This is a genomic window from Binatus sp. (SeqCode), from assembly GCF_050013435.1.
Classification (GTDB): domain Bacteria; phylum Desulfobacterota; class Binatia; order Binatales; family Binataceae; genus Binatus.
The window spans coordinates 1-8,406 of the sequence record NZ_JBEKFG010000109.1; the positions used below are offsets into that span (position 1 = coordinate 1).

An 8,406-nucleotide genomic window follows, 5' to 3' on the forward strand; every position below is an offset into this window, starting at 1 on the left:
TCGCGAACCGCTGCATGGCCATAACTACCAGGTCGGCGTGTACGTCGAGGGGCGGCTGGCGAAGACCGGCTACGTGATCGATTTCGGGCTGATCAAAAAACTCACCAAGGAGATCGTCGATCGGCTCGACGAGCGCACGATCGTTCCGGCCCACAGCGATTGCCTGACGGTGGAAGGACCCAGGGACGGGGTGGTGCGAATTCGCTACGAGCACGACGAGTTCGTGTTGCCGGCGGCCGACGTGTGTATCGTGCCGATCGTGCATAGCTCGGCGGAAGAACTCGCGCGCTACATCTGGGAGGAGTTGGCGAAGCTGCTGGGCGCGCGCGGTGCGCTGAAACTGGTGACCACGATGGAAATCTCGGTGGCCGAGGGACCGGGTCAATCGGCGCACTATCGCAGCTCGACGGCCGGCATCTGATCGCGTTCTTCCCGTAACAATTTCCGCGATTTACCGCGTCTAACCTGCTCACTGGTAGTCATCGTCCTGTCAACGGCGCACGCGGCGTGAGACCATTTTGAAGGTAAGCGGCAATTTTTCGGTGCCGGTTGCGGAGCAAGACAGGGGTGGCATTTCAAGCGAAATTCGCGGAGCCGGAGACGCCTTTTGCGGTCGAGCGGGTATTGATCGGAGCGCATCCGGCGATCGTGAAACTGCGCGCGTTGATCGAGCGCGTGGCGCCGACCGAGGCGACCGTGCTGATCACCGGCGAGAGCGGCACCGGCAAGGAAGTGGTTGCGCACGCGATTCATACGCTGTCGCCGCGCAGCCATCAGCCGTTCGTGCCGGTGAACTGCGCGGCGATTCCGCACGACCTGCTCGAGTCCGAGATGTTCGGCCATGAGCGGGGCGCATTCACGGGCGCCGCAGGATCGCGCCTGGGGCTGCTGACGACGGCCGATCGCGGCACCATCTTCCTCGATGAAATCGGCGCGATGCCCTACGGGTTGCAGGCGAAGCTGCTGCGCGTGCTCGAAGACGGCGTGGTGCGGCCGGTTGGCGCGGACCGGGCGACGCGGGTCAATGTGCGCGTGATCGCCGCGAGCAACATCGATCTGGCCGAGGCGGTGGCGAAGGGCGCGTTTCGCGAGGATCTTTTCTATCGTCTGCAGGTGGTGCCGATCGTGATTGTGCCGGTGCGCGATCGGCGTTCGGATATCCCGCTGCTCACGGAATACTTTCTCGAGCGCATCCGCGACCGCCCTCCCAGGCGTGAAATCGCAATCAGCCGGGAGGCGATGGTGGCGCTATGGTCGTACGATTGGCCGGGCAATGTGCGCGAGATCGAGAATATGGTCGAGCGGCTGGCGATCCTGTGCGAGGACTCGATTATCGACACGTCGATTCTGCCGGAGAACCTGGTGGCAGGCACGCGGCCCGCGACGGCTCCGATCGCGGTCAAGCTGATTGACGGCAGGGTGAACCTCAACGACTTGGTACGGGAATTGGAAGGTAGGTTGATAAACGATGCGCTCAAGCAAACCGGAGGGAACAAACAGGCAGCGGCGCGGCTGCTGGGACTCAAGCGGACGACATTTTCCGCCAAGCTGAGGCGCTGCGGTGTAATAGTTCCGGCGTCTTTGGACGACCGTGAGGAAGGCTGGACGAGCAAGGAGTTGTATGGATGACGCAAACAGAGTGCCTCAGATAATGGTGGTGGACGACGATCAGGACACCGTCGCAATCCTTGCCCACCATTTGCGGCGCGAAGGCTTTGTCCCGATACAGGCCAACTCCGGAGCACAGTGTCTCAAACTGGTTCATGAAAACGAAGTTGACGTAATTCTGCTCGACCTGATGATGCCTGAAATGGACGGCTTCGAGGTCGTCAAGGCGCTTCGGAACAATCCCGAGACCGCCGAAATCCCGATCATCATGATAACCGCGCGCGACGATTTGGACGCGCGGGCCGAGGGAATGCGCCTGGGGGTCAGCGACTTCATGGCCAAGCCGGTATTCCGGCGCCAGCTCGCCAGCCGCGTCCGCGCACAACTCCAAGTGGTCGAGACGGCGCGCAACGCGACCGCGACAATGGATCGCCTCGAGGCGCTGAAGAATCGGTTGCATCATTAGGCTGGCTGGCGGGATCGATCGAGGGCCGGGCCCGCGATTCGACCATCCCGTCGTGGCGCAGTGCGCGGGCTGCACGCGAGCGCATTGCGATCCCCTTACGCGTTCGACTACAAATTAGTGGGCAAGGATCGCTTCCAGGATCATCGCTTGAGATGGCAAGGAGGAATTCGCGATGAACGGTGAAAGCCGACATCCGCAAGCTAACATATTTGCGGCGCTGACTTACCTGCTGGGCTTCGTCACCGGCCTGATCTTTCTTTATCTCGAACCGTACAATCAGGACGAGTTCATCCGCTTTCACGCGCGTCAGTCGATTGGCTTCTCGGTCGCGTGGTTCGCCATCGGCGTCGTGTTCGGCGTATTTATCGCGGTGCTGCCCCATGGATTGGGGGCGCTGCTTAATTTTCTTCTGACCCTAATCGACATCGCACTCGCGGTGTTCTGGGTTTTCCTCATGTACAAGGCCTACAATGGTGAGCGCTACCGGATTCCCGAGCTGGCCGACATCGTCGATAGCATCGCGGGAACTCCCAACGCATAGCCTCGCGCTCACGGCGCGGCCGATTTCCGAAATTTACTTTTGGGCGGGCGTGGCGCCGGCGGGCTTTTCCCCGGCCGCGGCGGCGTCGGGCGTATCGCCGGCCGGTTGATCGGTTCCGTTTTCGCTGTCGGCCGTGGCCGGCGCTGGAAGCTGCGACTCGATGTTCGCGGTTCCCTGCGCCGCCATGCGCAAGCTCGGCTCGCGGTCAATCGCGTCGAGCACGCGGCGCGAAATTTCGTCGGTGATTTGCGGCGCGGAGTAAGTTTCGGCGGGATAGCGAATGACTATTTCCAGGCCCGCCTTGCTCAGATGCAGGCGGCTCTGGGGCTTGGGCGTCTCGAGCACGATGTTGAGGTCGCGCTCCAGATGCCGATAGTCGCGCATCACGCGGTCGCGATAGCGGGCGAACACTTCATCGACAACCTCGAGCAGGCGTTTCTCGGCCAGCCGGTAGTCGATATCGGGGGCGAGTGTGAGCCGCACCTCGTTCCATACGAAGCTGGTGCCGGGCGCCTGCTTGAAGAAGTTGCCCGACGGCTGAAACACGATCGCGTTGGAGAACACCGCCACGCGCCCGGTGGGCTCGCGATGCGTCCCGGTGCCGCCGAGCTCCATCAGCGAAAGTTTCACCAGCCCGATGTCGATCACGTCGCCGGTCACGCCGCCGATTTGGACGCGGTCGCCGGCCTTGATTCCGAATCGCCCGATTAGAAAGAAGTAGCCGGCGATCGACAAAATCACATTCTGCAGCGCGACGGCGATACCGGCGGCGGCAAATCCCACGATGGTGGCGGCCGATCCGATCTCGCTGGCGAAATTGATCAGCACGACGACGAGGACGATCAGCCCGAGCACCAGGCGGCGCGCCGCCATCACCTGCCCGCGGCGGCGAATGTCGGTCACGTAGCGATTGGTGATCCATCGCCACGCCATCGCACCGAGAAAAATCAGCGCAAACGCGACGCCCAGCCCGATCATGTGGATGACGAGGCTTCTGAATTCCCTGTTCCAGCGTTGTTCGATCGCCGCGTGCCACCTGCCCACGTTGTTGGTGTAAATCCCCAGCAGCACGATCTGCTTGCTGAGCGGCAGCGCGGCGTCTCTTGCGAGTTGGTACTCTTCGAGCAGGCTCTCGAACGATTTCGTGCGGTCTTTGAGGGTTGCGATGTCGGCGGCGCCGGTGCCCTGTGAGAGCGCGTTTCCGCGCGCGTTGAGGCCGGCGATAAAGTTGATGGTTGACTGGCGGACACCGGTGGCGCGGGCGGCCAGTGCTTGTGCGAGCGCGCCGTTCTGATCGAGCGCGTCGAGCTTGGTGCTGAGCGCGATCAGTTCGGTGATGACGCCGAAAATCCCGGTGGGCTCGGCACTCGCCACGAAGGTGCTCTCGGCCGGGAGGACCGGCGGCCGTTTGGCGTTGCTATCGGAAATCGAATGCTCGAGCTCGTCAATTTGAGCGGACAGTCCGCCGCTCTGATCGGGCGACGAGCTGCCGCTCTTGAACTCCGCGAGCGCCTTGAGCGTATTGACGCGCTCCTGTTTGAGATCGAGTTCGCTCTGCGATTCTTGAATCTCGGATGCGATCGCCGCGCGCTTGGGCGCGGGCGCTTTCGCCAACCGCGCTTGCAAATTCTTGATGCGCGCGCGGAGCGCGTTCGCGGTGGCATCGAGCGCCTTATAAGTTTGCGTGATATTGCCCAGCCCGGCAGCGTCCGCCGATGAACCGGCAGACCCGGCGCCGGCGTTTGGGTTGGTCGTGGCGATGAACTTCGCTTGCTTGTGCGCGTAGTCGAAAGCCAGCCGCAGGACGTCGCCGGCTACCTGGCGGTCATCGCTGAAAAAAAGTGTCTCGTCAGGATCGCGCACCAGCTGCGCTTCGACGCCCAGATGCTCGTACCACTTGATCACGTCGCTCAGATACGAAATCACGGTCTGCGCGCCGGGAGGCGTCATGGCCGCCGGGGTGTTGAGTGACGCGGGACTCGATGCGGCCGCGGGCTGGGGCGCGGCGGTTACCAGGACGGTCGGCGGCGCCGATGCGGCTTGTGGGGAGGCCGCGGGCTCCGGACTCTGGGCGAATGCGGGCGCGCTAGTCGCGCCGGGAAATCCGGCAATCGCGATCGAAAGTGCAATCGCTAACGCGCCTGCAATTCGAAGGCGAATGCCGGCTGATGGAATCGATGTTTTACCAGCGTGGGGACGCATCGCGATTAATCCGGACCCGGCTTGCGCACGACAGCACCGAGTCAAGAAGAACCCTACCACTGAGTAGCGAAGAAATCCTGACTCGGATGCAACGGCCAGCCCCGGCTAGGCGACGGGGGCGGCGCCGCGTGCGGGCGCGAGATCCGCGTAGCGCGTGGGAGGCGTCCATGGCGTGTCGAGCGCGTCGAACTCACGCATCAGCGCATCGATGTCCTTGACGTTGGCGGTTTTCCGGATCAAATCACGGACCATCACGGGCCGCTCGTTCAGCCGGTCACGAAGCATCCTGCGAATCCCGCGCTCTGCCAGATCGTTGACGACTTTGCGGCCGGATACCGGCTTGCCGTCCAGCGTGAGAAGCGTGCGCGCCTGAATTTCAGAGAGCGCGGTGCGCAGGTACTCGACGTGCGGCGATTCGTCGGCGCGGATGAAGCGCACGAGGTTGGCGGCGTCAATCGGCGCGTCGGAGACTTCGGGGTCCGACAGGATTTCCTCGGCCCACGCGAACGTCGAGGTGGCGAAGACCTCGATCGCGAGCACGTTGGCCATGAAGCGAATCAGTCGCTCTACCTGCTCGCCAAGCTCCGGGAAAAGGGCGGCAGGCCGGCCGGTTCCGCCCCGCGCGATGATACCGGTGTAAATTTCTTGTGAGATCGCGGGATTGGACAGCGCCGCGTCGCGGGCCGCGTCCCACATCTGGCGATGCCCCCCCTCTTCGGTCCATCCCGCTTCGTCGCGCGCGTGCGCTTCGAACAGGCCGCCCGCCAGATGCGCCAGCGCGGTGCCTGCGGTGTCCTCGCGGATGAAGGAGGCGAGCGGAGGCACGGGCAGGTCGCGAATCATCGCGCCGAAGCCCTCGACGATTGCGATTTCGGACAGCCATCGCACCATCGGCTCGCGCACGCCCGAGCGCAGGAGAAATTTCACCTGTGCGACATTGGGCGCCTGCGGCGCGATGGTGTCGGCGGGAATCTCGAAAAGAGGCGTTCCCGAGGTCGCGACGTGGCGCTCCTGCCACGCCTTGATCGCGGGCACGCGGAACGCGGTCCGCGGGGAGCGGTAATGGCCGTCGGCGTCGAAGCCGCCGTGGCATTTCACGCCCTTGACGATAAGCGGCTCGCGAGTGGGAAGGTTGGCGAGAATTTCTAGCGCGGAGAAGTTCAGTTGCGATTGATGAGGCATCAAGGTCACCTGGATTGCTGCATTGCCGCGCCCCCCGCATGGATTTCAGCAGCGCCCAATCACTAACCTAACATACGTAAGGCTCTCCGAATGAGTCAACGAGGGCTGAGGGTTGAAGTGGCAACGGCAAACTCCCCTTTTGGAGAAACCACCACTCCTTGAAAGCTCAAACTAGGTGCAGGTCAAAATATTCGTCGAGCTATGTCTGCGGGCTTTGGCTTTTCGAATTGTTCCCCACAGCGGCAGCATTCGAAGGTGGGTTTCGGCTCCCGATCCAGCGGCCCAACCAGCGAGTCGTACGGCATTTCAGATTCCCAATCGACTTCGGGTTCGCCGAACTCCGTGGGCTGACCGGAAAGATCCCATTCGGTTACACGATGCATCACGACGCATAGAGACAGCTCCTTGATGTTGCCGTATCCGCATTTTGGGCACACGAATATATTCATTTTTGTCCGAAGAGTTGTTCGTATTTTCTTGAAACTCTGATTAGAAGAGCACCATAAGCCATCGCGGTAGCGCCTTCATCTACCCACTCAAACGGAAATGGCTCCACGTTGGTTGCTCGAAAGCGGAGGATTAAGAACTCATCGAACGCGGGCTTGGCTTCATGCTCAAGCCGCTGCCCGGCTTTCCCAGCTTCTTTTACGGGGTGCGGCTCCAAAGCTGTGCCCTTGGTGTCATACTCTTTTTTCCCCTCGAATGAGTGATAGCTCGCTGCCCAATTGACTCCAACGATGCCAACGCAAATCGGCGTTCCGCCGCCCGTTTTGAATTCCGCGACTTGGCCTGTGAGATCTCTTTTGACGCGATCAAACTGCTTAATCATCGACTTGGCGAGGACCTTTACTTCCGCGCCGATTTCGACGGTTGCGATATGGCCTCTCGGGACTTGGAAACCGTGATCATGAATCAATTTAGTCCCAGGGACTCGCTCGCCGAGCGTGCCGTCTCCTCTTCTCGCTTTTATGCCTACGCGATCATTTCTGGAGTTCAGCGCGACCTCGCCGCTCTTAATTCTGCTCACAAGCGTTTTGGAGGTACCTAGTTCAATCAGGTCTTCGTAGAGAAATTGCGCGATTCGATCGCCAACGGAGGAATCGCGGTGGAAATACGGCTTACCTTCGAAAGCGCGTCTGAATGCATCGAGCAGACGGTATTCCAAGTCAGCGGCCCCTTTTTAGAAGCCCTCGCGGGAAATATCCAGTTTGGTAGAGCAAACGTATCGCTTTTGAACGGTCTCGGCCCGAAGCCGTTTATAGGCCAAGCGGAGATATTTCGGCTCGACATCGACGCCGACTGAATTTCGGCCGGTGTTTATTGCGGCTAGGCAGGTTGTGCCCGTTCCCACGAAGGGATCGAGTACCGTGTCGCCGGCGAACGAGAACATCCGAATCAGGCGCTCAGCTAGAGCCGTGGGAAACGGCGCTGGATGGCCGGCGCGAGTAGATGCCCCTTGAATGTCCGTCCAGAATGACCTGAACCAAGCTTTCATTTCGTCCCGGGTCAGCATGGACAGCGCCTTTTGCAGAGTAGTAACGGACCTGTAGCCCCCCGGCTTGCGGAAAAACAGAAGATGCTCAATCTCGTTTCTGACGACCGCTCCTGGCTGGAAAGGCTTTCCATAGAAGCCGGCGCCGTTGCCCTGAGCCTCGTTAACGCCATTTCCAATTTTGTGCCAGAGGATCGGAGTGAGGCAGTCCAACCCCATTTTCCTAGATCGGACTTGAATGTCTGCGTGAAGCGGCATTACGTAGTGGCGACCGCTCTTCTTGCGCGGGAGGCAGACATCGCCAACTACACAGCAAATTCGTCCTCCCGGCACTAGAAGTCTCAAGCACTCGCGCCAAACTTTATCGAGCTCATCGAGGAACTGGTCGTAATCCTGAACTTCTCCAAGCTGACTATCGGACTTGTGGTATTCCTTCAGTACCCAGTAAGGCGGCGACGTCACAACCAAGTGAATCGTTCCACTCGGGATCCACGACAGATCTCGTGCGTCTCCCAACCGCAAACAATGGCGTGTCGCGTCGAATGGCTTTGGCCAAGCGTTGCGCCTTAGAGCGCGGTTCACCTCAAGAAGGTTCGCCAGCCCTTCAGTTGTATTATCGCGTTCGGGTAAAAATTGCGTCTGATCGATCAGCACCGCTTCCGCCTTTTCTGCCATGACGCTCCTAATGCTTATATCACCGTAAGCAGCCTGCGTCAGCCGTCAGATTACGGCAATTCTCTCCGCGCTGCTGTGGTTGTCGCTTAGACGCGCGACGCTCAAACCGCTCGTCCAACAGCCCCGCAATCGCATCGAAGATGCTTTTGCTCAGCCCGTGCTGCTCGAGCAGGTGGCGGAAGCGCAGAATCGTGCTCTCGTCCGGCACCACGTCGTCGCCCAGCTCCACCCGCGCGAACC

General features: G+C 60.8%; 9 protein-coding genes and 1 pseudogene. 4 read left to right on the top strand and 6 right to left on the bottom strand.

Going from position 1 to position 8,406, the window contains the following annotated elements; translation table 11 throughout:
- The 4 genes from ABSB13_RS16030 to ABSB13_RS16045 all read left to right on the top strand — a co-directional run.
- The coding region (locus tag ABSB13_RS16030; RefSeq protein WP_428110274.1) for a 6-pyruvoyl trahydropterin synthase family protein at positions 1–421 on the top strand (421 nt) is incomplete at its 5' end.
- Positions 422–567: 146 nt separating this feature from the next.
- A complete protein-coding gene (locus tag ABSB13_RS16035) occupies positions 568–1,629 on the top strand; it encodes a sigma-54 interaction domain-containing protein (RefSeq protein ID WP_428110275.1) in 1,062 nt (353 codons plus the stop codon).
- 10 nt (positions 1,630–1,639) lie between these two features.
- Positions 1,640–2,074 (top strand): response regulator, encoded by a 435-nt coding sequence (locus tag ABSB13_RS16040; protein WP_428110276.1) that lies wholly within the window; start codon positions 1,640–1,642, stop codon positions 2,072–2,074.
- Positions 2,075–2,246: 172 nt separating this feature from the next.
- Complete coding sequence (locus tag ABSB13_RS16045; protein ID WP_428110278.1) at positions 2,247–2,615, top strand: DUF4870 domain-containing protein; 369 nt, start codon at positions 2,247–2,249, stop codon at positions 2,613–2,615.
- Between the two features lie 33 nt (positions 2,616–2,648).
- On the opposite strand, the gene ABSB13_RS16050 is transcribed toward ABSB13_RS16045, so the two are convergent.
- The 6 genes and pseudogenes from ABSB13_RS16050 to ABSB13_RS16075 all read right to left on the bottom strand — a co-directional run.
- Positions 2,649–4,817 (bottom strand): mechanosensitive ion channel family protein, encoded by a 2,169-nt coding sequence (locus ABSB13_RS16050; protein WP_428110279.1) that lies wholly within the window; start codon positions 4,815–4,817, stop codon positions 2,649–2,651.
- 105 nt (positions 4,818–4,922) lie between these two features.
- Positions 4,923–5,999: a hypothetical protein gene (locus tag ABSB13_RS16055; protein WP_428110281.1), complete on the bottom strand. Its 1,077-nt coding sequence runs from the start codon at positions 5,997–5,999 to the stop codon at positions 4,923–4,925.
- A gap of 182 nt (positions 6,000–6,181) precedes the next feature.
- A complete protein-coding gene (locus ABSB13_RS16060; RefSeq protein ID WP_428110282.1) occupies positions 6,182–6,448 on the bottom strand; it encodes a hypothetical protein in 267 nt (88 codons plus the stop codon).
- Positions 6,445–7,164, bottom strand: a complete 720-nt coding sequence (locus tag ABSB13_RS16065; protein WP_428110283.1) for a hypothetical protein — start codon at positions 7,162–7,164, stop codon at positions 6,445–6,447. Before ABSB13_RS16065 ends, ABSB13_RS16060 begins: the two co-directional genes overlap by 4 nt.
- Before the next feature lie 15 nt (positions 7,165–7,179).
- Positions 7,180–8,166, bottom strand: a complete 987-nt coding sequence (locus ABSB13_RS16070; protein WP_428110285.1) for a DNA-methyltransferase — start codon at positions 8,164–8,166, stop codon at positions 7,180–7,182.
- A 112-nt stretch (positions 8,167–8,278) separates the two neighbouring features.
- Positions 8,279–8,406 (bottom strand): annotated as a pseudogene (locus ABSB13_RS16075) (IS5/IS1182 family transposase); the annotation flags it as partial.

Excerpts from the sequence above, each read along its gene's own strand:
- ABSB13_RS16045 (WP_428110278.1), top strand. The coding sequence starts at position 2,247 with ATGAACGGTGAAAGCCGACATCCGCAAGCTAACATATTTGCGGCGCTG.
- ABSB13_RS16050 (WP_428110279.1), bottom strand. The coding sequence starts at position 4,817 with ATGCGTCCCCACGCTGGTAAAACATCGATTCCATCAGCCGGCATTCGC.
- ABSB13_RS16055 (WP_428110281.1), bottom strand. The coding sequence starts at position 5,999 with ATGCCTCATCAATCGCAACTGAACTTCTCCGCGCTAGAAATTCTCGCC.
- ABSB13_RS16060 (WP_428110282.1), bottom strand. The coding sequence starts at position 6,448 with ATGAATATATTCGTGTGCCCAAAATGCGGATACGGCAACATCAAGGAG.
- ABSB13_RS16070 (WP_428110285.1), bottom strand. The coding sequence starts at position 8,166 with ATGGCAGAAAAGGCGGAAGCGGTGCTGATCGATCAGACGCAATTTTTA.